The organism is Candidatus Eisenbacteria bacterium (genome assembly GCA_035577985.1).
Lineage (GTDB): Bacteria > Desulfobacterota > Binatia > DP-6 > DP-6 > DATJZY01.
Genome location: DATJZY010000002.1, coordinates 1 through 2,460, shown reverse-complemented (window position 1 = coordinate 2,460; position 2,460 = coordinate 1). Strand labels below are relative to the sequence as shown.

The following is a 2,460-nucleotide window of genomic DNA, read 5'->3' as shown; positions in this document are numbered from 1 at the left end:
CGATCAGCGCTGCGGTCGATTCGCCCCCGGCCGAGAACATCACGGTGGCGATGCCGATCGCCGCGCCGCGACCGATCCGGCCGTCCGCCACGCCCCGGGCGAGCGCGTGCGCGAGCGGTGCGTCGGCGTCGCGCCGGAGATTCTCCGTGGCGCGGTCGAGGTGCTCGCCGAGGTATTCGACCATCTTCATGGCCTCGGCGGCGAGCAGGCCGAGCCGTGACGCGTCCAGGTGTCCGGCGAGGATGTCACCTCCGATCATCGCCCAGCTTCGAAAGCGCGAGACGTCGCCGTCGGGAAGGCCGAGAAGGCGGCCCACCACGCGGGCCGGGACGAGCTCTGCGACGGGTACGAAGTCCCCGGCACCCGCACCGAGCCACTCCCGAATGGCCTCACGCGCCCACCGGCAAACGGGCTCCTCGAGCATCGACACGAACGTGCCGGAGAAGCGAGGTTGGACGATCGCTCGGTGCAGCGAATGCGCGGGCTCGTCCGCGGTCGCGATCACGTTGCCCGGATCTTCACCGATTCTCTCGGGCAACGAGAAGATGCTGAGATCGCCGGACGGGGTGCGCATCAGCACGCCCGTCAGGTTCGCGGAGAAGTCGGACTCCCGCGCGAGCGCCGCCTCGATGAGATCCCAGGTCGCGACGAGATGCACGCCGGTCTCGGCGACTCGCGAGATCGGTGTCTCCGAGCGGAGCCGCTCGTAGAGCGTCTGGGGGTTCGCGATGACGCCGGGTCCGAACAGCTCGTTCGGATTCGAGGAGTAGAGCGGTGCGCGCATCCGATTCGCCTGCCGCGTGAGAGACGGCCGCTCACCTGCGGCCGCGCGGGCAGACTACCACGGCACACTCGAGCGGCGGCGAACCGGCCTGGAGAATCCATTGATCAGCTTGTAGGAGGAGTCCAGATACGGCTTCCATAGAAGGCGATGTCAAGAGCGTAGTTCTCCGCCGTTCGAGCGCGCGGCGGCGAACGTCATGGTTGTTATGTGAGTGGCCGACACGCTCGGAGTTCATCGGACGTCGTTCTCCGCGTTCTCCTCAGGCCGTGAAGCGTGCGGGCTGTGAACCATGCTTCCATCTGGGCCTCGAGGGCCATCGCTTCATTCGGTCCTGCGAGGGGGCATATCCTTGTTATCGGGCCTGCCACCGCAGCGGTGGCCACACGTTTGCACGGATGCTTCCCCTCGACCCTTTGCCCCGGAGATCCGAGTCCGCGAGGAGCCGATGACGCTCCGCCGTGTGCGGTGCACTCAGCGTCTGGCGAGCTCGCAACCTCTCCCGGAGTCGTATGCCTCCTGTCTCTTCCACATGGCAAGCAGGATCGCGGCGATCTGGCGTGCGACGGTGAGCTTGGCCAGGTTCGGCCGCGTGCCGTTCTCGAGCTGCCGGTCATAGCTCTGGCGCAGCGGATTCGGTCCGCAATGGGCGATGACGGTTGTCGCGGCGCCCTTGAAGATCGCCTTTAGCATGCGGTTGTGGTTGAAATTCAGCCCGCGCGTCTGCGCGACGCGCGTCTTGATCCAGCGGCCCTGCTCCAGCACCCAGTCGCTCGACGAGCGCGTGACCACGGCGAAGCCGCAGTAGCTCCAGAACTGCCGCTTGGTGCGGAAGCGATGTGCGGTGTGACCACGATCGGCAGCAACTGAGCGACGCGCACAGGCCCGAGCCCTGGCGCGGTCTCGAGCACCCGCGCGATGCGATGCCGATGGGATTCGCGCAGCATCGAGGCTTCGGCCTCGGCCTTGAGCGCGAGGAGCTGTTCGAGCTCGCGGCCGACCAGGTCGACCGCCTCGCGCGTCGCGACCGGTAGCGCCTGGGCTCTCTGCGCACGCTCGGCCGATTTGAACAGCGCCTCGCCCGTGCACGGCATGCCGCGGGCGCGGAAGAAGCTCTTGAGCCGGCTCTTCACGCGTGCCACATCGCGCGTCAGCATCGTGTAGGTCCGCGCTCGGTCGCGCAGCGCCGTGAACAGGCGCGCGTCCTTGAACACCGGTCGATCGATCCGACCCGTACGCAGCTTCTCCGCCAGGCCGTGCGCGTCGATCGCGTCGCTCTTGAGCCCAGGGTTCCACTCGCCCCGGTACACCACGAGCTCTGCCACGTGCGGAGAAAGAATCTCGTAAAGCCACTGGCTCCACTCGCCTTCCTCCAGGCACAGGTGCAGATTGCCCGCGAGCTGCTGCAGGTAGCCCACCAAGGCGTTCCCGTTTGTCTCCACCACGTCGCGCCGAAGCTGCTTGCCCGACGCATCCAACACGCTGAACGTCACGCTCGCTGCGTGCACATCGGCTCCGAGATAGCGTTCCATCGCGGCTCTCCTTCGTTGGGCTCATGCCCAGGTCGCTTTCAACCCGAAGCATGTCCCGACGGAGGAGACCGCCACCACCTCGTGGCGCCGCCCACCCAGGGACCGCGTCTCACTCGAGGACGTGGCCTTCTAATGATTCCTTGTTAG

General features: G+C 67.0%; 3 protein-coding genes. All 3 read right to left on the bottom strand.

Annotated elements, in window-relative coordinates:
* Positions 1–784: hypothetical protein (locus VMS22_00060; protein HXJ32402.1), on the bottom strand; the 784-nt coding region annotated here is incomplete at its 3' end.
* Positions 785–1,255: 471 nt separating this feature from the next.
* On the bottom strand, positions 1,256–1,546 hold the full coding sequence (locus VMS22_00055; protein HXJ32401.1) for a hypothetical protein: 291 nt from the start codon (positions 1,544–1,546) through the stop codon (positions 1,256–1,258).
* Entirely contained in the window at positions 1,492–2,313 is an 822-nt protein-coding gene (locus VMS22_00050; protein ID HXJ32400.1) for a transposase, read from the bottom strand. Before VMS22_00050 ends, VMS22_00055 begins: the two co-directional genes overlap by 55 nt.
* Between the last annotated feature and the right edge of the window lie 147 nt (positions 2,314–2,460).